General features: G+C 43.9%; 15 protein-coding genes and 2 pseudogenes. 9 read left to right on the forward strand and 8 right to left on the reverse strand.

The genetic code is table 11. From position 1 onward, the window contains the following. Window positions 1–4: 4 nt before the first annotated feature. The gene (locus VTH8203_RS18450; RefSeq protein WP_096994951.1) at window positions 5–958 is read right to left on the reverse strand and encodes a M23 family metallopeptidase; all 954 of its coding nucleotides are present in this window, start codon (window positions 956–958) and stop codon (window positions 5–7) included. A 410-nt stretch (window positions 959–1,368) separates the two neighbouring features. Between VTH8203_RS18450 and VTH8203_RS18455 the strand changes: the two are divergent. The 4 genes and pseudogenes from VTH8203_RS18455 to VTH8203_RS18465 all read left to right on the forward strand — a co-directional run bounded on the left by VTH8203_RS18455 (window position 1,369) and on the right by VTH8203_RS18465 (window position 3,711). Next, window positions 1,369–1,786: pseudogene (locus VTH8203_RS18455) on the forward strand (hypothetical protein). Next, window positions 1,787–2,269 (forward strand): ABC transporter ATP-binding protein, encoded by a 483-nt coding sequence (locus tag VTH8203_RS25605; protein ID WP_370739252.1) that lies wholly within the window; start codon window positions 1,787–1,789, stop codon window positions 2,267–2,269. 54 nt (window positions 2,270–2,323) lie between these two features. Continuing rightward, complete coding sequence (locus VTH8203_RS25610; RefSeq protein ID WP_370739253.1) at window positions 2,324–2,614, forward strand: hypothetical protein; 291 nt, start codon at window positions 2,324–2,326, stop codon at window positions 2,612–2,614. Continuing rightward, window positions 2,611–3,711 (forward strand): ABC transporter permease, encoded by a 1,101-nt coding sequence (locus VTH8203_RS18465; RefSeq protein ID WP_096994952.1) that lies wholly within the window; start codon window positions 2,611–2,613, stop codon window positions 3,709–3,711. Before VTH8203_RS25610 ends, VTH8203_RS18465 begins: the two co-directional genes overlap by 4 nt. A gap of 161 nt (window positions 3,712–3,872) precedes the next feature. On the opposite strand, the gene VTH8203_RS18470 is transcribed toward VTH8203_RS18465, so the two are convergent. The 4 genes from VTH8203_RS18470 to VTH8203_RS18485 form a co-directional block, all read right to left on the reverse strand. Further along, on the reverse strand, window positions 3,873–4,589 hold the full coding sequence (locus VTH8203_RS18470) for an oligogalacturonate-specific porin KdgM family protein (RefSeq protein WP_158296188.1): 717 nt from the start codon (window positions 4,587–4,589) through the stop codon (window positions 3,873–3,875). Window positions 4,590–4,905: 316 nt separating this feature from the next. Then, window positions 4,906–6,060, reverse strand: a complete 1,155-nt coding sequence (locus VTH8203_RS18475; protein ID WP_096994954.1) for a tetratricopeptide repeat protein — start codon at window positions 6,058–6,060, stop codon at window positions 4,906–4,908. Window positions 6,061–6,265: 205 nt separating this feature from the next. Continuing rightward, complete coding sequence (locus tag VTH8203_RS18480; RefSeq protein WP_096994955.1) at window positions 6,266–7,147, reverse strand: MalM family protein; 882 nt, start codon at window positions 7,145–7,147, stop codon at window positions 6,266–6,268. A gap of 85 nt (window positions 7,148–7,232) precedes the next feature. Next, the gene (locus VTH8203_RS18485; protein ID WP_096994956.1) at window positions 7,233–8,621 is read right to left on the reverse strand and encodes a carbohydrate porin; all 1,389 of its coding nucleotides are present in this window, start codon (window positions 8,619–8,621) and stop codon (window positions 7,233–7,235) included. Between the two features lie 439 nt (window positions 8,622–9,060). Between VTH8203_RS18485 and glgX the strand changes: the two genes are divergently transcribed. Beyond that, window positions 9,061–11,022 carry a glycogen debranching protein GlgX gene (gene glgX, locus VTH8203_RS18490; protein ID WP_096994957.1) on the forward strand — a complete coding sequence of 654 codons (1,962 nt, stop codon included), beginning with the start codon at window positions 9,061–9,063 and terminating at the stop codon, window positions 11,020–11,022. Window positions 11,023–11,177: 155 nt separating this feature from the next. Next, the gene (locus VTH8203_RS18495; RefSeq protein ID WP_096994958.1) at window positions 11,178–12,941 is read left to right on the forward strand and encodes a sensor domain-containing diguanylate cyclase; all 1,764 of its coding nucleotides are present in this window, start codon (window positions 11,178–11,180) and stop codon (window positions 12,939–12,941) included. Between the two features lie 29 nt (window positions 12,942–12,970). Here VTH8203_RS18495 and VTH8203_RS18500 read toward each other — a convergent pair whose 3' ends face one another. Beyond that, entirely contained in the window at window positions 12,971–13,846 is an 876-nt protein-coding gene (locus VTH8203_RS18500; protein WP_167385844.1) for a LysR family transcriptional regulator, read from the reverse strand. Between the two features lie 140 nt (window positions 13,847–13,986). Next, window positions 13,987–15,105, reverse strand: coding sequence for a BamA/TamA family outer membrane protein (locus tag VTH8203_RS18505; RefSeq protein ID WP_096994959.1), 1,119 nt, complete (start codon window positions 15,103–15,105; stop codon window positions 13,987–13,989). A 410-nt stretch (window positions 15,106–15,515) separates the two neighbouring features. Here VTH8203_RS18505 and VTH8203_RS18510 point away from each other — a divergent pair, with 410 nt between their 5' ends. The 3 genes from VTH8203_RS18510 to VTH8203_RS18520 all read left to right on the forward strand — a co-directional run bounded on the left by VTH8203_RS18510 (window position 15,516) and on the right by VTH8203_RS18520 (window position 17,190). Beyond that, on the forward strand, window positions 15,516–15,971 hold the full coding sequence (locus tag VTH8203_RS18510) for a PACE efflux transporter (RefSeq protein WP_244181258.1): 456 nt from the start codon (window positions 15,516–15,518) through the stop codon (window positions 15,969–15,971). A gap of 112 nt (window positions 15,972–16,083) precedes the next feature. Continuing rightward, a complete protein-coding gene (locus VTH8203_RS18515) occupies window positions 16,084–16,752 on the forward strand; it encodes a DUF2057 family protein (RefSeq protein WP_096994960.1) in 669 nt (222 codons plus the stop codon). 48 nt (window positions 16,753–16,800) lie between these two features. Continuing rightward, a complete protein-coding gene (locus tag VTH8203_RS18520; protein ID WP_158296189.1) occupies window positions 16,801–17,190 on the forward strand; it encodes a GDSL-type esterase/lipase family protein in 390 nt (129 codons plus the stop codon). 203 nt (window positions 17,191–17,393) lie between these two features. Here the strand turns inward: VTH8203_RS18520 and VTH8203_RS18525 are convergent. Beyond that, window positions 17,394–18,185 (reverse strand): annotated as a pseudogene (locus VTH8203_RS18525) (SLC13 family permease); the annotation flags it as partial. Window positions 18,186–18,391 lie beyond the last annotated feature (206 nt).

Below are 18,391 nucleotides of genomic sequence, written 5' to 3' on the forward strand. Positions count from 1 at the left end.
CTTTCTAATGTGAGTTTTCCGCTAATAGCACAGCCTTTGGCGATGAGAGTTGCAGCTGTTGAGCGACTCTTTGTTCCACTGTTTTTACTAAAGATTCCCATCGTATTCCTCGCTCCTTTTTAAAGATTGCTTCAAATTCATGCACACCCCATTCTACAAACGGTCTAGGGTTTAATGCTTTCCCAACAAAGCGAATTTCATAATGTAAATGTGGTCCCGATGACAGGCCGGTATTACCCGATATAGCGATCAAATCCCCTTTTTGAACAAACTGACCACTTTTCACTTTAAAGCCCTTCAGATGTGAGTAAGAGCTTGAAAATCCGTATGAATGTTGTAACCGAAGAAAGTTGCCAGATCCCTTGCTACTGCGTCTTGTCACTTCGACCACGCCGTCGGCAGGCGCGTATATCGACGTGCCTATATTCACGGCAAAGTCTAATCCTCGATGCATTTTAACTGTCTTGGTCACAGGGTGCGTCCGCTTGCCGAACTGAGAAGACATACGATGCTTCCCGACAGGCGAACCACTTGGGATCTGCGTTAGCATTACCATTCTTATATTAGAGTGAATCGCCGCCGTATCTAAACGCAGTTCCAGCTCCCCCTCTCCCCCATGTTCAGACACACCGAGTACTTTCTCTAAATCAGAAAGGCGCTCAGAAACCAGCGCTATGCGTTCTTCTCTGTCAGAGAGATCGCTTTCTAGGGTTTGTTTTAAATCGTTTAAGCTTGCTAGCTCATCACCAAGGGTTTGCGATTCAGTGGCAAGCTCATGTTGTTTGAGTTGAGCGTAGTCGACGACTTGATAGAGGTGTTGAATAAGTAACACCCCACCGAAGACCACTGCAACACTGACCCCAAGCAAGCTCTTTAAGCTGCGACGCATCGATTTACTCAATTGCCAGTGTTTGGAACCCTTGATAGTCGAAATTGAAATCGTTAGTTGGTCTTTCATGTTTGATGGTGTCTTATCCGTGATGGTTGACGAATGCTCCTACAAATCAAGCTCACATTATTGCTTGATTTCGTAAAACTAAACGCTAATTTACGGAATACAGATGACAGGTACTAGTCAGAAACTTCAAGGAAATGTCAGGACGTGACTTTGTGTCAAACAATCAATAAAAGCCATATGCTAGGTTTAATATCTGTTTAAAAATAGCCGCGTCCAAGCCGTTACTCTCCTCATAAAGCGCCACTTTATGGCTCAGGCTTGGGAAATTCATCACTATCTTCTTTTGCGATGAATATCGAACTCAAAACCGTCTTGACTTCATAACTTTATGAAAATTAGCTAGAAAATAATCAACTGACTTCTAATATTGACGATATAAGTGAATTTGAGGGTTTTCCAGGAAACGATCGTTGTTCATTGTTTTCTCAATCTTGTTTTCCCTAGTCGGATGCCAAAGCGATGACAATGGTAAAGCATTAAGCACACTCGAACGAGATCGAGTGACGTTCTCTGCTACTGCTAACGAGATTATTCGCGATTTACCCATTCGCGAAGGAAGCATGGTAAAAACAGGGGACGTTTTGGTTCGTTTAGATACCAAACGTCAAGAAGCAATATTGGCTCATGCGATAGCAGAAGAAGCCAAAGCAAGTGCTAACAGGCAAAGTACGCTGGGTCGCGTCCAACCCCTCTTTCACTCCTTATTATGCTTTGACCGAGGATGAGCGCTCTCGATTGATGTATTTGGCAGAAATCGACTTACCCGATAGTGCTCAAACGCTTCCTACCGGAGTACCTGCTCAAGTTGAGTTAGCGGGGCTGAAATAGGTGAGCGAGATCGCAGTAACAGCAACCAATATCACCAAAAAATTCGGCGATTTTACCGCTATTAATGACATTAATTTGTCTATCCCTAAAGGATCCATCTATAGATTTCTTGGGCCTAATGGGTGCGGAAAATCTACCACGATCCGAATGTTAACCGGTCTACTCAGCCCAACGGCGGGCACCGTTAACGTCCTCGGACTCAATATTCCGCAGCAATCCGAGCTATTGCGACTAAAGATTGGGTATATGACGCAAAAGTTCTCTCTTTATGATGACCTTTCTGTTCAAGAGAACTTGCAGTTTATCGGTCAAATATTTGGTATGGACCGCTCTTTTTGTAAGCACCGAATAGAAAAGCAGCTAAGTATCTACGGCCTGTCTAACCTCAAAAAACAAAGAGTCAGCGGCATGAGTGGTGGCCAAAAGCAACGACTCTCTGGCTGCTGCCACTATGCACAACCCAGAACTGTTGTTTTTGGATGAGCCCACGTCAGCCGTGGATCCAGAGAATCGTCGAGAATTTTGGGAGCGGGTGAAATGCGCGCCGATGATGAACCAGAGGCACTGATGAATAATATGGGTGTCAACATCATCGAAATACGAGCTCCTCAATTATGTGCGTTGAAAGAAAAGCTCATCGCTTGTGATGAGGTTCGCTCAGCAGCCCAGCTAGGGATTCGACTCCGGGTTTTGATCTATCAAACCGTCACCGCTCCTATCCAATGGTTAAAAACTCGCTTTCCTGATTTAGCTCAGGCTGAGCTTACTCCGGCAAGGCCGAGTTTAGAAGATGTCTTTGTTTCTGTGACGGGTAGGGGCAGACAATGAAAAGCTTAACGGGCATGAGCGCGATTATGGTGAAAGAGATTCGCCAGCTCTCAAGAGATCGTATTACGTTTGGTATGGTGGTCATGATTCCATTTATCCAACTTATTCTGTTTGGATTCGCGATGAATACTGATGTCAGGAACATTCCGATTGCGATTGTTGATCAAAGCCAATCAGCCCCTGGTCGGCTTATTGTCGAAGCCGTCAAAGTGACTCAAGTAGTGACGGTGAAAGCACAATATCCAACCGTTGACGAAGCAGAAACCGCCATTCGAGAAGGGGTGGTGCGCGCAGCGTTGATCTTACCTAATAACCTAACGCAGCGTATCACTCATAAAGAGACACTCGGACAATGGTTGGTAGATGGTTCCGATACGATGATCAGTTCCGCGCTTCTAGGGTTGCAAAACATGCCGCTCAAAGAATTTGCTATTGCGGGCTATCAGCCGAGTTCTCCAAAAACCTTTGAAGCGACACTACTCTATAACCCAAGTCGTCGCTCCGCGGTAAATATTGTTCCTGGACTCCTAGGCGTCATATTGACCATGACGATGATAATGTTCACCAGTGCCGCCATTGTTCGAGAGCGTGAACGCGGAAATCTGGAGTTATTGATCACCACACCTATTCATTCACTCGAACTGATGATAGGTAAGATTGTTCCTTATATCTTTATTGGCCTGATTCAGATCTTCATTATTCTAGGGCTCGGCTGGGTGATATTTAGCGTCCCGATAAACGGTCAAGTGAGTCAAATTCTTTTGGGGTGTTTGCTGTTTATCGCCGCGAGCTTAACATTGGGCCTCGTCATTTCAGCCATTGCCCAGACTCAATTACAAGCGATGCAAATGACGGTGTTTGTCTTGCTTCCATCCATCTTGCTCTCTGGGTTTATGTTTCCCTATGAGGCGATGCCAAACGCAGCACAGTGGATAGCGGAAGCGCTGCCTGCGACCCATTTTATGCGTATGATACGTGGCATTGTTTTACGCGGTGCTGATTTGTCTGACGTATGGCGTGATACCGTGTGGTTAATAGGATTCACCATTATTGGTCTCGTTGCTGCGGCCTTGAGATTCAAGAAAACTCTCGATTAATAGACAACGATGCGGGGCGTTGCCATGAACACGAACGACAACAGATAACCAATCATCTAAAAGTTAGCTCACACTCGTTCAGCATCAGGATCAAAAAAGCAGCACTGTGTGCTGCTTTTTCAATTCGACTTGTCGCTTAGCGACAAAATAGTCGGTAACGATTAGAAGTTAAACGTTACACCCGCACGGATACGGTTTTCTGTTTTATTTTGGTTAGTGTTACGATCGTGAAACGTTTTGTCCAAGATTTGATAGTCTAAGTACGGAGCCCAAGATTCGAAACCTGTATATTTAACTTGGAACGTATGTTCCCACTTGGTATCAGCCTGCTCTGTACCAATGCTGTTCTTATATGCACCGCCATCTTTTTGGTTGATGTATGCAGGGTTATACTCAAGTGCGAAGTTGTTTAGGTTATAACCAACCCATAGGTCAACTTGGTTCGTGTCGTTAGTTTGAACGCCTGGAGTCGTGCTGCTAGACGCCGCTTGGTAACGGTAACGAGCTGCAGTATAGAAGTTGCCTTCAGCATACGTTGCTTTTAGGTAAGGACGGTATTCCATGTGGTCCGAACCGTTCCAGTATACAAAACCTGGAGTTAACGTGAAGTTATCGTTGATAGCCCAGTTGTAGTTTAGCTCTGTTTCAAAAGCTGCAACGCTCTTATCAGAGTTGCTAAACAGTTTTTCACCTTGAGCTTGAGTACCTTCAAGGTGGATTTGCCAATCTTGTGCAAAGTCAAAACCAGCACGCACACGAGTTTCGTATGTTTTCGCTTCTGTTTTGTATGCGCCACGAACGTCAACGTAGTTTGCGCTTGCAGGAAGGGCTACTGCAGCAACAAGTGCTGCTGCTAGAGTCATTTTAAAAGTTTTCATGAAAAGCTCCGTATAGAACAGGTTGCCAAAAGGCATGAATTTAACGTGCGAACATCAAGGCCACTGCCAAGCATCCTTAGACGCCACACTAAAACTGAGCTCAGGATATTTTGTTGAGTATCATTTTTGTCAGAGAAATGTCAAAGTCATAGTTGAAGTGATGACTATCACATCAAAATTGAACCGGGAACTACATTTAGGAACAATCTGTTCGCAAAACAATAACAAATAGGAATGCGTGTATCATATATGATTTCAAAGAATCATATATGATACATATATTTCGATATGCAATAGGTTTGTTTCGCAAATATGATTATTGGTTGGAATACGAAGTGTGATAATTGGCATAGTTATAATCGGATTCAGAAACAGACAATTCTTCCTCACGATTGGCTTTTGGCGAGGGTGTCGCAGTCGTATTGGCATCCGGCTTTTCTGCATTTTGCTTTTCGGCATCCTCTATTGCAAATAGTGGCAGCTCCCTTTTATAAAGCTTATTCAGGGCTTTAATGAGTGAATGCTTAACCATGGGACCAAACTGGAGTTTTTTAAGCACCGGCTTGGCTAGCGACTGAAGACCTACCACAGAGTCAACGCCGAGCGTAGAGCCCACCGAATCTCTTGCTGACTTCGCTGCCTCGTACCCTAGATACGCTGACATAAACAACCAGATATAGGCAATAGACGCACCGTTCGGTTTGATATCGCGCCACGCCTCACCAGCATAATACATCGCTTCGATGTTCCCTTTTTCTGCTGCACGCTCTAACCAGTAGCACGCTCTATCTGTATTTTGTTCAATACCGACACCATTGAGGTAGTTCAGACCCAGTTTGGTCATGCCTTCCTCACTTTGCTTTTCAGCCGCTTTTTCGAACCACTGAGTCGATTGTTTCGGAGACGGGGTCGGATTATCTGGAGAAATACTCCAATCTCCCATAAACAAAATAGCGTCTAAGTGTCCCTCTTCGGCTACTTCTTGAATTGTTGAAACGCCCTTAGGAATATTGCGCTCAGTACCACGTCCATAAATTAGCGCTTTAGCTGCTTCAAATTTAGCATGCGAATCCCCTTCTGAACCGGCAATGCATAAACGCCAATAATTGGCTTGCTCTCGCAACACAAGGTCTTCTCGCTTTTTATCACTAAGACGTACAATACCGTACATAGCCGTAACGTTGTCCAGTTGCGCCCCCTTGTGATACCAGTACAACGCTTCTTTTACATTATTACGTTCCGCTTCTTTGGCTAAATACAAAATGGTCGGAACATGTCCGGTTTCCGCTTTGTAGACACGTTCTTGTCTTTCTTGTTGACGTGCCTTTTCCATTGCGCGTCGATAAGCTGCTTCACGCTCAAGACGTTCTTGCTCCATCCTTTTTCTTCGTAAAGATAGCGAAAACATCCAGATGAACGCCAAGATCAGCGAAAGGCTAGTGGCACCTATTGCAATAGAAAGTGTCGACATTGATTAATAGCTTTTAGGGTAACGGTTACTCTATATAGTAACGGCAGGAAGGGAGATAAATTAAGTGATATTGGCGATCTATTACACGCTTTTACAACTTAGTTAGCAGGAAATAAACCATGGCAGGTATTTTATTTGGGCAAAGATCCTCGAATGACTATGTGAATCATGACCAGCACAATCATTCGAGGTGGGATAAACTTGGTTACTTACGACTATTGATAGCCTTAACAAACACTTCCTGTGCACCTTCAACATTGAGTGCTTTAGCTTCATCTAACAAACTCAGTGCTTTGGGAATATTGTCTTCCGCGACCGCTTTTTGGATTGCACTATGATAATAGCTTGTGGTCTCAGGTTGGATCGTTGCTGGAGCCACTTTTTTGCTCGTTACACTCGTAGTCGCCACAGTAGCAGCCGTCGCAGTTGCTGCTTGTTTCGTTGGCGAAGAATCAACCTTACGAGAACCTAACGACAACGTTTCTATTTCTAAGCCCAACTCACCAGTATAACTATGTTTGAATTTAGGATCAGTGACGATAGGTAGTGGCTCACCACTCTCTTCTGCTCTCACTTTAGCTGGGTGCGGCACCGTAATTAGCTGCCCAATATCAGAATGCTTAGTGTAGACGACCATATAAGGCAGAGATTGTGCGTCGACTTCAAAGCTGGTTACGTAGCGGTTCGCATCGAACATGTCTGAATAACGAATATTAAATTCATCCAATGTAATCGTTCTTATCACATTGTACTCTTTATCAAGAAGTTGCACCGTTGGTGCTAACACTTGTTTTTTAAGCATTTTACTGCTCAAGGTCACTTTCACTTTTCCAGAACGAGGAGAAAACTCAAACGCGTTAAAAAAGCTCTTACCCGTTTTAAAGTCCCATACTGGCGATGTTTCGTCGATAACGAAACTCACATCCTCAGTCTTGTCTAACTCTATCCAAGCAAAATCTTTTTTACTAAAACAGCAAACATCTTCTGCTTTCATTTGAGTATCGGTAATGGTGGGTTCAACACCAGAGTTACTCGCACAACCGACCACACTGAGTCCAAGTACTAGCGCCAAAATATTTTTGTTCATAATATTCCACCATTTGAGAAAATAAGGCAGTCCTTAGACTGCCTTGTTACGTTAAGACTGCATCTAGTAAATCCAACTAGGTTGATTAGAACCAGATTTCAGCTTCGATACCGAATCGAGTGTCGCTACCTTTAGACGATTGAGACCAACCATAAGAGTCATCACTAGACGACATGTACGCAATGTATGGCTTGATCTGTGGGCGTCCCCAGTAGTCTGCATTCACAGAGAACACAGGAGCCAATGTCGCTGAGTAGAAGTACGTTGTATCGTCTGTACGCCAACCTTTAGCAGTTTCACTAGCAGCGGTTAGGACTGCTTCCAAACGGAAGTTGTCGTTCACTCGGTATGTAGGCGTTAGACCTAAGAACGCACGAGTCACACCATCAGTGGCTCCCCAAACTTGACCACGCTCGCTGTTATCAATGTTCCAGTAAACGATTTCTGAACCAAGTTGTACGTTTTCAGTAATGTTGGCGACACCATAAGACGTTAGGAAGAGAGAGACATCATCTTCAGCCCAACCACCATTCCAGTTACCAAAGTTTGTACCTTTAGTTGCCGCAATGCCTTTACCGTAAGTCACACCTGTTAATGACCAACCATCAAAACCGTAGTAATCACGTGAGTAAGTTATGCCAGCACCAATACCATTTTCAGCTGCATCTGGGGTCTTGGTGTCTATACGATATTGATCTGAGTGAGCACGTACTTGGTATTTGACGTCAAAGTCAAAACTACCACCTAGCGCTTTTATGCCATATAGGTATAAATCCATTGACGTTAGTGTAGTGCTGCGACCATCATCGAGTGTATTACAATATTTACCGTTAACCGTCTCATCGTATTCTGGTGCATTGTCGGGCTTAACCGTGTTCACACAGTAACCATCACCAGGATCGGCAGAGACAACAGCAAACCCAAAGTTATCTGCAAAACCTAGGCCTTTATATTCAACACCCGCACCTAAACCAGACGATTGCTTCCAGTATTCTTTTGTGATGATACCTGCTTGACGGTTCAAATAGCGCTTACCTGCCCACATACTGGTGCCTTCAGCAAACATAGATAGGTCACCAAGCTCAATATATGCCTCTTTAAACTCAAATTGACCTGATGAAAGGTGGCTGTCGTTACCGCCTGACGAACCATAGAAACCACGACCGTTACCACCTTCGTTGTTACCATATTCCGTTTTCAGAATGTATTTAGACCAAGCGCCATTTTCGTAGTTATTGCCTTTAGTAACGGTAAATTCAACTTGGTTAGGGTTACCAGAGAACGCTGCACCCGCTGCGCGATAGTCACGGCGATGTTCCCAAGTTTCATTGAGTTGTAGTGATTCACCTACGTTATATAGAAGATGTCCATAACCGTTAACTTGCCAACCTTCTTGTACTTTATCTTCCGCCATCACAGCACCTGAAGCTAAAGCACCTACCACTGCAGCAGCAATTACACTTACTTTTTTCATTAGAAAACTCCGTTTAACTTATCGTTATATTCAATTTCATTTTCCAAAACGCGGCAGAGGCAGTACTGAGCGTTTTAGGCTTGAAATGTTTATCGGTTTAGGGTCCCGAGTTGATTGAACGATGTCAGATTAACCAAGTAGCAAGTGCGATACGTCCTCCACCCTGAATATTGTTGAGGGGGATGAGAAAGGATGAGAAAAATAACCGTATGGCGTTTCTTTATAGTAAGTCATAAAAAAAGGGGGGAGGACACGCTAATTTAGTAATGTTTTGACGCGCAAAACACGTTTTACATCACTTTTTATACAGCAACGCTAAATAAACTGAAATTAAATTACATTTGAATTTCTGTGATCATTAGCTTGACCTAAAGTTTACAAAGCTATTAACTATTGACAGTTAAGTAATGTCATTCACGAACAAATAGAAAAACGACTTATGGCAAAACATCAATCTAGCCCGTATCCATTAGGGGCAACGCTGGATAAGCAAGGGTGTAATTTCGCAATTCATGCACCCGATTGCCCAGATATCCAGCTCGCACTCTTTGATGACAACGATAATATTCAATTGTTCCCACTATCTAATGAATATGCCGGAATAAGGCACATCCACATTAGCGAAATCACTGCAGGGCAACGTTATGGTTTTGTCATAGATGGGTGTGAAGAGCGTCATTTCCTATCAGACCCTTACGCAAAAGCCCTAGATAAAGCCTTATATTATGTTCCACCATTCGATGTAAAAGACAGCGTCGACCTGCCAAAATGTGTTGTCGTTGACGACCATTTTGATTGGCAAGAGACCGAGCTTCCTAGAATTCCACGTGAAGAAATGGTGCTGTTTGAAACTCACGTCAAAGGTTTAACAAAACTCAATGACAAGATACCACTTCAGCACAGAGGCAAATATTTAGGTCTCATTAGCGAAGAGATGTTGGCGTTCTACAAAAAGCAAAATATTACCTCGATTCAGTTACTTCCAGTGGCAGCATGCATGCATGAACCACACCTGCTAGAGATGGATAAAGTCAATTACTGGGGATACAACCCGTATGTCTTTATGGCACCTGACCCACGTTATGCCACCCATGACGCTGTCGATGAGCTAAAGACTACCATTCGGGAGTTACACCGTCACGGAATCGAAGTCATTCTTGACGTCGTTTACAACCATACGGCAGAAAGTGGCGATAATGGCCCGATTTTCAACCTTAAAGCTTTAGACTCGAAATTCTATCTACGTCACGGCGAGTTTTTTGCTAACTTCACCGGTTGTGGCAACACGGTCGACCTCAACTACCAACCCGCTTTGAATCTTGTCATGGACACACTTCGATATTGGGTAAAGGAGTTTAAAGTTGATGGTTTTCGCTTCGACCTCGCGGCAACACTGGGCCGTAATGGTGATAACTTTAACCCTGATGCTGCTTTCTTCAGGGCAGTGGCTCAAGATCCATTCCTCAAACAAACTAAGCTGATTGCCGAACCTTGGGATATAGGTCCAAACGGTTATCAGGTTGGGAATTTCCCATTTGGTTGGAATGAATGTAATGACCGTTTACGAGACATCACCCGCAGTTTCTGGCGTGGCGATCAAGGTTATTTGAAAGAGTTCGCAACCCGTCTTATGGGGTCGCGAGACCTTTATAGTGCAGCGAATTGGCCCTATAAATTGACCGTTAACTACATCACCTATCACGATGGTTTTACGATGCAAGATTTGGTGTCGTACAAACACAAACATAACGAAGCGAATGGCGAGCAGAACCGTGATGGGCATGGCGACAATCGCTCAGATAACTACGGTGTTGAAGGCCCTAGCGATAACCCTGTCATTTTAGCCACACGTGAGAAACAAAAACGCAATTTCATGGCGACGTTACTGTTCTCATTCGGTATTCCTCATATCCTTACTGCTGACGTGCTTTCACACACACAAAAAGGCAATAACAACGCCTATTGCCAAGACAACGAAATCAGTTGGCTTGATTGGAACTCTACCGAACCCAAAGCGCACTTTAAGCATTGGCTCGCGGATATGATAGCGGCACGCCACGAATATATGGTGCCCTTTATTCAAGCGTTTAGTGGTGACAAGCGAAATGACAACCGAATCTTCTGGAGTCGAGTTGATGGCCAGTTAATGAGTATGGAAGATTGGAATCGACTCAGCAGCGTTGCCCTGCATATTGGTATTGGTGAGGATGGGGATGAAATGGTCTATTTAATCAACCAAACCAAAGCACCAGCACGTTTTACCTTGCCTAATGACCGCAACCAAACTTGGAAAACGATCTGTGACACGCATATCGCTGAATCCGAAGTTGGTCATGCTGAAGGCGAAGTACTACAAGCGCCGATGTCGATGGCGATTTTACATTACTCCGCCAAAGATTGATAAATGATTATCCTTTCTATTAATTAATAAGAGGTTGTTTTTCAACCTCTTATTTCTATCAATTGATCTTCACTAACTTTACGTCAAATAATTATTTTGTATCACTTATCTAAGACGTAGTACCATTCTAGTATGCTCAATTGGTTTAATACTGTATGTCTCTGCCCAAAATTCTGTTACGCGCGCTAAAACCGCTTACATTTGCTCTGATCGCAGTACTCATTTATATCTCCTACCAGCAATACCAAAACTCTGTACAACTTGCTAAAACCCAATCCCAATCCAACGTAAAAATGGCGGCAGCATTGGTGTGGTCGCAAATCGAAGCAACCTTTGCGAAAGTGGATTTGTTACAGAAGCATATTGATGACCCAAGCTTCCCTACTTTGCTCACACAAACACTGGATAACACTTACCTGTATAAAAGCATCAGCGTTTTTGATCCTGTCACTAAAACTTATATCGACAATGAAGGTGACCACATCGATGAACAAACAAAATCATCGATTCAATGGCATACGTTTGATGCCCTGTCCCATCAATATGCCGTGTCAACTCTGTATCAAAAGCCCGATGGACTCTGGGTCTTTGCAATAAAACAACAACTGAGCGAACCGACACTTGAAGTGTGGTTTGAAGTCGATGCTCAACACATCACCCAATATCTTGCCAGTCTCAAGACTCTAAAGGACGGTTATGTCTTTGTCATTGATGGTACCAACGGTCGGCTCATATTCCACCCCAATCCGCTTAGAGTTGGTAGCGAATCGATCAGTTATCTAAACGGAATTGAGCAACAAATCGCGGATGGTCAATCTAGGGGCATTTACGAGTATCACTACAATGGTGAGCTAAAAGTCAGTGTATTTGACGCCAGAAACCCAATGAACTGGATATTCGTTTCTGGTACTAGTCGAGCGGATATTCTGTTTACGTCCTACCAAATTTCATTAACGGCTTTGGTTATTTTCGCGCTGTTATCGCTCGCGCTTTCAATCAACTATATCAGTTACCAACTGAATCACTCTCTGGCCAAACTCAATCAAGCTCCGGATATTGCCCATTTCAAGCATGACCTACGAGCCATATTTGATCGCTTTATTTTCCACAAAGGTGTCCAGTTCTGTCTATTTGAACAAGACACAGGGAGCTTTAAAACCATTGATTTTCATGGTAATACTAAAGTAATCCACCAGTGTCAGTCATTACCTACCATATTCACATCACGCCAATTAAATTACGTGTATAACAGCAACAATGACGCACTAGCTCGTAAGCTTCAAGTTAACGGTCGACACTATATTTTGCCCCTGTATCAGAGGGATAAGTTAATTGGTGTCATATACATTAAGAGCGCATTCTTTGCTTTTGACGGCGTAATCAGGGCCATTCGCGATTTTTCGGAGGTTGCCCTCTCCAACCTGCTGCTGTTTCAGTACCTTAATGATAAAGACTCATTAACTGGGCTCGATAATAAGCTCAGTATGCGATCTGAACTCACACATCAACTGAGAAACTCTGGCGCCTACTTCGCGTTAATTGATATCAACGGATTAAAACGAATCAATGCAGATTACGGCGACATGATAGGCGATACGATTATTTTGTATGTGGCGGATATCATCAAACGCAGTTTTCCAAAGCCGAAAGCGCACTGTATCGCTCGTTATGAAAGTGGTTTGTTTGCCGTGCTGTTCGAAGCCAATGACACGGCGGATGCGAAGAAACAGCTCGAATGGCTCAGGCAATTAATCGAGAAGCTGCCGTTGAATATTCATGATGAATGGATTAAAGCAACCGTATCGATTGGCGTCACCGCTACTGGAGATAGTACCGATGGCATTATTGGTAGAGCAACGCAGAGCTTGCAGCAAGCCAAATTAAAAGGTCGTAACCAAGTTCACGTTCATCAGGCATAAAATAGCCCCTCTTCGAGGGGCTATTTTATTTAGAACACTCCGAGCATTTCGCACAGGTATTTGGCCGCGGGCCCTAACCGTGTGTTGGTCTTCCACAATACATCGGCAGAATTCATCATTTCATAGCGCTGGAACTCTGGTCTAAAATCGATCAAAGTACCCATTGCTTGTTTTTCAACGATAAAATCCTTGGGGACTATGGCCCAACCAATACCCTGCTCTACCAACTTAATGACATCTTCTTGGTCATCAGCTTGCCATATATCTTGGGAAAAAGCGCCTTGTGCTTGAAGTACGGTATTTTGCATCATACTTCGGCACACAATTTGTCGCTCACCGATCAATGTTTCATTGCTGACTTGTTGCATGTCGGCAAAAATTGAATCCGGACTACAAATGCATACCCATTCGATGTTTGCAATAGAGACGAAATCAAGCCCTTCTGGCACCGCGTCAGCCGCGAGATTAAAACCCAGTTCAACCTGATCGTTAATAATCGCATTCGTCAGCTGATGAGCGGCCAATCGAGAAACGTCAACCTGAGTAAAAGGAAAACGCTGCGACATTTTCTCTATCGCCGACTCGAGTAAAGAGAATGGCAACAGCGGGTCGATTGCGATCTTCAGTGTATCTTCTACACTATCGACACTGGCTTGCGAGTAATTACGAATACGCTCGGCTTGTCTCAGTAGTACCTTAGCCTGAGATAGCATTCGCTCACCTTGAGGTGTCAGCTTAGGATATTTAGTACTGCGGTCAAAAAGCGTGATGCCAAGATCGACCTCAAGATTATTGACACCAATACTCACCGAGCTTTGGCTTTTACCTAAATGCCTAGCCGCAGCAGAAAATGAGCCTTGTTCTGCCGCAGCGACAAAAGCAACAAGCTGTTCGATATTCAGCATACCCAACCCTTTGACTATATTATTAACAAGCGCACTATCGTAAAACAATAGCACAAAAATTGCACCCAAAGATAAACCAAGACAATAACACCATAGGATATTATTTTCTCTATAAATCAATAGAATGACTGATACGGTAATTAGAAAGCTTCGCCAAATCTAATGTAAAAGCTGGTATTCCCCATTTTCGACACCGCCGCGTCGACACCAATCGTTAAGCGCTCTTTTGCATTCAATAAATAGCGAACTCCAACCCCAGCAGAGGGGACGACTTCTGACTGAACAGCACTGTTATAATAACGGTCTTGGTTACCAATCACTGCGGCCCCTGCAAAGGCAACGCCACTCCATAACGAACTGAATTTGTGACGGTACTCGATTTCAGCTTGATAGACCGAACTACCGCGATATTTATTCCAATCTGCGCCGCGCAAACTCGGTGTCACGAACTCATATTCTGGTGCATCACCCAACATTTCCTTAGCCATCACACGATAGGCCAACACATCGTCACCAATTGGGAAGTATTGGCTGACCTCGGCATCAAGTCGGGTGAAACGGTTACCGGTTCGTTTATCTCTCGAGTAATGCAGCGTACTCAAGTCGACATTTAACCCCTGTGTGGCTCCCATCATGTTGTCACGAGAGTCGTAGGTCATTAACAGACCGAGCGCGCTATTGCTGCCACTCATTTCTTGCTCAAACGCTTTCTTAATTTCAGGATCCGTTTTTTCGTTAAGATTGGCGTCACCGCCACTCCACAAGCCTTGAACGCCAAGATAGAGATCATCAAAGATCTGTTTGCGCACTTCGCCATACACAAAATTTGAGTAAGAGGAGTACTGCGCCGCTTTTGGTAACTGCATACCAACTCGTCCGGTATATTTTAGGTTGAGACCAAAATGCCCCGCATAAAAGCCGGCACGCCATTCATCGTGAGCAAAGACATGCTCATGTCCAATGATCGCCATACCGCTGCCTGTCTCTGTGTACTGACCATAAAACATACTCGTAGACGGGTTTTTAGCGCCCTCTGCACGGTCATGTAGGTACATGGCATTCACTCCTAGCCCCAAACCAAGAGCGTCATCAGTGATTGGTACTGGGAAAGCGGCAAACTTGCGGTCAGGGAGATCATCCGACGACTCGAATTCTTTCTGACTATCAACGGAGGTTTTCGATTCCGCAGCATAGTTGTTGGATGTGAACACCAATATCGATAAAACGAACGCGGATTTTGAGAGGGTTGAAGTAGTCAAATGAAATCTCTGTGCATGATTGAGTCATTATACAAAGCACTTAGATTCCATTCTTATGAGCTATTTTACGCTCACTGAGTGCAGATTGGCGAAGGTATCACCAATCCTCATGCTACTAAATAATAGTACAACGCAAAAGACCAAGTATATACATAATAGATAGATAATCATCGACCTGACCAACAGAGAGCAATTAACAAACCATCATATATATATTAATAACCCACCAAACAACAAAAAAATTCACAAAATTTATGACAAAAGCATATTTAGATCAAATTTTTACTAAACTTGATAGTTAGAGCTATCACCCCCAGACCAATTCGATTATTTATTATATCAATCTTCAAAATGTAACGGTATTTTTATAAAGTTTGCGCAATTCGATTAGATGTGAAGGAGAGCACACTATGGCGTCAAAAAGCGCAATGAGAAGTCCAGCTGATTGGTTGAGGCATACCATTTTGTTTGAACTATTGTTATTGCTGATCGCCGCACCCATTTGCATGTTTGTATTTGGAGCAAACGTAAAGACAGCAGCGTTCACTGCTTTCTCGTTATCATTAATCGCGATGGTCTGGAACTATATCTACAATTACGTTTTCTACCGAGCGTTAATGCACTTGCGCGGGACAACCAAGAAAACCCCTACGCAACGGATTTATCATGCACTGCTGTTCGAAATTGGGTTGCTGGTCGCCACGATTCCAATGCTGGCATGGAGCTTAAACCTAACGCTTATCGACGCGATTTTGGCTGACTTAGGCTTTGTGGTAGTCGCTCTCTTTTATGCTTATTTCTTTAACCTAGTCTACGATGCTGTTTTTCCTATCGCAGACACTGCATATAACCAGAAAGCATTGTAATTTTTTGATTAAATTCCAAATTAGTATTGCGGCGGCGATTGCATTCAATTCATAACATAGGCAATCTAGTGTACGCTAAACTAATAGAATGATTCTGCTAGGGTAAAATACAATGAAAGCTTCAAAGATTCTTGCTTGTGCACTACTTGCTGGTTGCAGTACTATGGCTGTCGCTGATGTAACAATCAAAATCCCTGACTCTGTCGATCTGCTATCAGTCAATGCAGGCGACCCAGAGACAAAATCCAACGGCTTCTTCTCCTCTGGTAAAACTGCTACGCTACCTGACGGTGTTAACCAGATCGTATTCAGGTTTGAACCATACTTTGATTTAAACCGCGAAGAGCGTGTCAGCGTCCCAAGTCAAGCCGTTATTGCTCGATTCGACGCTAGTAATACGGAACTGACTCTTGAAGTGCCTACCTACCAGAACGATCGTCAAGCCAAGAAAGACATCGACACTTTCAAATGGTCTCTGACCGATGCGAGTGGCAATGCTATTCCAGTAGCCCAAGATAAATTGGTTAAAGATGGCATGCAGATTGGTCGTGATTACAACCGCGAAGCGGAAGATTACAACCGCAAAGGCGGTGTCGCTGCTACAGGTACAGTGGCGGCGGTCACATTGCCAGCAGCAGCGCCTGCGAACTCAGCAAACTCAGAAATTGCTGTACCAGGTGGCGCCGCTGATAACACAGCAGAGGAAATGCTTATTTTCTGGTACAACAAGGCTGATGCTAACACCAAAGCACGCTTTAAAGAGTACATTCGTAGCAACTAATTCAATCTATTCAATAGCCGCTCGATCAGGGCGGCTTTTTTGATCATCATGAGAAACATCCGTGAAAAAATCGTTCTAATGGGCGACAGCCTGACAGCAGGCTGGGGCTTAGCAGCTACGCAAAATTGGTCAGATAAACTGAGTCAAGCTCATCCCAACCTTGAGTTCATCAACTGTGGCGTTCCTGGCGATACCACCACAGGAATGCTAGCAAGATTCAAACAGCAAGTTGTTGACCGTAACCCCAAATTTGTTGTGATCTTTGGTGGATTGAATGACCTTAATTGGGGGACCGATATTAATGTCATCGCCGAGCAATCTCAATGCCATGATTGCGCAGTCTCAGTATCATGGCATCCAACCGATTCTAGTAGTGACATCAGCCGTCGATCCTATTGGCTCGTTACCAATGCTAAGTCACAGCGAAAGTCATGTTGAGCGCGTTCGCAGTGCCATTAAACAGCTCAGTGAAACACACGCCAAAAAACTCAGCGCGATGGTATTCATCTCTCTCCGCTCGGTGCACAGATCATTTACGATGCTTTTAGCACCATCAATTGGTGATAAAAAGGGCCACCGAATTCATCCGGTGACCCTGTTAAATTAACGATACTCGATTTACTTAATCAGCTCTCAGCACATTATGCCCAAAATGTCATCGCTATAACCGTCAGCGCCCCAACGCAAGCAATATTCAAGATGATACCTAAACGCATCATTTCTTGTTGTTTAATGTGACCAGAGGCAAACACAATGGCATTTGGCGGTGTTGCTACGGGTAACATGAAAGCACAAGAAGCAGCGACCGCGATCAAGACCGATAGAATAACTGGCGACATCCCAAAGGCTTCAGCGACCGAGGCAAAAACTGGAATAAGCAATGCCGCACTGGCGGTGTTACTAGCAAACTCTGTCAAGAACACAACAAAGGCTGCAATAACGATAATAATCACCAACATGTCAAATTGAGAGATCATCTCACTGAGTTCATTCGCAAGAAACACACTTGTCCCTGTTGCTTTTAAAACGTTACTTAAGCAAATACCGCCACCAAACAGCAATAGAACACCCCAATCCGCCGTTTTCTCTATGTCTTTCCAGTGAACGACACGCGCAAAATTTACCGCAACAATAGCGCCAAGTGCCACAATGGTATCAAACTTCGCATAACCACCTAGCATGGCATTGATTGGTTTACTAAAAATCCACAAGAAAACCGTGGCAGCAAAAATCAGCAGCGTAACCACTTTCCCTTTATCCCAATTTACTGCTTCATGGTTGATTTCAAATTCGCCATCAAGCTTTGGCTTCAACACAAAGAACAATACCGCCCAAGCCATCGGTAATAAGACAAGTGTTGTAGGCAAACCAAATGCCATCCAATCAGTAAATGACAAACCCACTTCTGCCGCGGCAATGGCATTAGGTGCTGAGGGCTCCCCACAACTAGCATAGAAGAATCATGCAGATGGCATGAAAAAGTAGGCAGATTCATTTTGATCGGCGATCATAGCATCAACTGAAAAGACATGACCCGACGAGCCCCATGAACCTATCCACTATCTTGAATACTTTTTTCTTAATGTCAGCGTTCTCCGCTATCAAAGATAAGAGACGTATCACTGCCGTTCTTGACTGT

This window comes from Vibrio thalassae, assembly GCF_900089835.1.
In the GTDB taxonomy this organism is placed as follows: Bacteria; Pseudomonadota; Gammaproteobacteria; order Enterobacterales; family Vibrionaceae; genus Vibrio; species Vibrio thalassae.

Coding starts and splice junctions, on each gene's coding strand:
- VTH8203_RS18450 (WP_096994951.1), bottom strand. CDS start 958: ATGAAAGACCAACTAACGATTTCAATTTCGACTATCAAGGGTTCCAAA.
- VTH8203_RS25610 (WP_370739253.1), top strand. CDS start 2,324: ATGCGCGCCGATGATGAACCAGAGGCACTGATGAATAATATGGGTGTC.
- VTH8203_RS18465 (WP_096994952.1), top strand. CDS start 2,611: ATGAAAAGCTTAACGGGCATGAGCGCGATTATGGTGAAAGAGATTCGC.
- VTH8203_RS18470 (WP_158296188.1), bottom strand. CDS start 4,589: ATGAAAACTTTTAAAATGACTCTAGCAGCAGCACTTGTTGCTGCAGTA.
- VTH8203_RS18475 (WP_096994954.1), bottom strand. CDS start 6,060: ATGTCGACACTTTCTATTGCAATAGGTGCCACTAGCCTTTCGCTGATC.
- VTH8203_RS18480 (WP_096994955.1), bottom strand. CDS start 7,147: ATGAACAAAAATATTTTGGCGCTAGTACTTGGACTCAGTGTGGTCGGT.
- VTH8203_RS18485 (WP_096994956.1), bottom strand. CDS start 8,621: ATGAAAAAAGTAAGTGTAATTGCTGCTGCAGTGGTAGGTGCTTTAGCT.
- glgX (WP_096994957.1), top strand. CDS start 9,061: ATGGCAAAACATCAATCTAGCCCGTATCCATTAGGGGCAACGCTGGAT.
- VTH8203_RS18495 (WP_096994958.1), top strand. CDS start 11,178: ATGTCTCTGCCCAAAATTCTGTTACGCGCGCTAAAACCGCTTACATTT.
- VTH8203_RS18500 (WP_167385844.1), bottom strand. CDS start 13,846: ATGCTGAATATCGAACAGCTTGTTGCTTTTGTCGCTGCGGCAGAACAA.
- VTH8203_RS18510 (WP_244181258.1), top strand. CDS start 15,516: ATGGCGTCAAAAAGCGCAATGAGAAGTCCAGCTGATTGGTTGAGGCAT.
- VTH8203_RS18515 (WP_096994960.1), top strand. CDS start 16,084: ATGAAAGCTTCAAAGATTCTTGCTTGTGCACTACTTGCTGGTTGCAGT.
- VTH8203_RS18520 (WP_158296189.1), top strand. CDS start 16,801: ATGAGAAACATCCGTGAAAAAATCGTTCTAATGGGCGACAGCCTGACA.